Raw genomic sequence first — 628 nt, 5'->3', positions numbered from 1 at the left:
TCGTCGAAGCGAACCGGGAAGCACTCCGCGTCATGGAAGAAGAAACGGTACTTTTCGAACGTCTGTGGGAAAACACGGAATTCTTCAAACAAGGACTCCGGGATCTTGGATTCGACATCGGCACGTCGACGACGCCGATCACACCGGTCATCGTCGGGGATGAAGCACGTTGCCATGAATTGTCGGATCGCCTCCGTCAAGAAGGTGTCTTCGCTCAAGGCATCGCCTTCCCGACGGTCGCAAAAGGAAAAGCACGTGTCCGGACGATCGTGACGGCGGAACATACGCGTGAAGATTTAACGACGGCTCTTGCAGCTTTCGAAAAAGTCGGTCGTGAATTAAACTTGATCGGTTGATATCGATCACGGACGAACCAGGTCCGCATACTTTCAGGCAGCGGATCAGCGATCCGCTGCCTGAAGTGCGTCATGACGAAAGAATCAACGTCGACCGTTTTTACTTTTGCGAGATAGGGAATAACAGATGAGGAAAGGATGTGACCTGATGAGTACGAAGAAGAAAGGGATTTTGCTCTCATTTTTGATGCTGACGCTGCTCCTTGGGGGTTGTATTCGCATCCAATATGATGCGACGATTCATACCGATCAGAGTGTCACCTTAAAAACGA

1 protein-coding gene is annotated in these 628 nt (G+C 50.6%); it reads left to right on the top strand.

What is annotated here, in order from left to right; translation table 11 throughout:
• Nucleotides 1-356, top strand: a 356-nt coding sequence (locus B3M90_RS14480; RefSeq protein ID WP_290784746.1) for an aminotransferase class I/II-fold pyridoxal phosphate-dependent enzyme, incomplete at its 5' end; no start/stop codon positions are given.
• Nucleotides 357-628: the final 272 nt, after the last annotated feature.

The organism is Exiguobacterium sp. UBA6309 (assembly GCF_002439205.1).
In the GTDB taxonomy this organism is placed as follows: Bacteria; Bacillota; Bacilli; order Exiguobacteriales; family Exiguobacteriaceae; genus Exiguobacterium_A.
The sequence above is the reverse complement of the archived record's forward strand: the minus strand, read 5'-3'. Positions and strand labels throughout refer to the sequence as shown.